The following is a 211-nucleotide window of genomic DNA, read 5'->3' on the forward strand; positions in this document are numbered from 1 at the left end:
TAGATTTTAATTCTAAAAGATTAAGTTCTAATTCAGATAGATTAGGTTTTAGTTTACTTTCATTTTGCAAGTTACCGTAACTTTCATTTTGCAAGTTACCATAACTTTCATTTTGCAAGTTACCTTGATTCTTCTGTTTTTCTTGATGTTTTTGAGCTTTTTTTTGATTAGTAACTTTCTTTTCTTTACGGAGTTCATTAATTGCATTAAT

General features: G+C 26.1%; 1 pseudogene. It reads right to left on the reverse strand.

What is annotated here, in order from left to right:
• A pseudogene (locus tag MR107_RS31230) lies at positions 1-211 on the reverse strand (hypothetical protein); the annotation flags it as partial.

Origin of the sequence: Bacillus cereus group sp. BfR-BA-01441, assembly GCF_022663075.1 — a bacterium.
GTDB lineage: Bacteria > Bacillota > Bacilli > Bacillales > Bacillaceae_G > Bacillus_A > Bacillus_A cereus.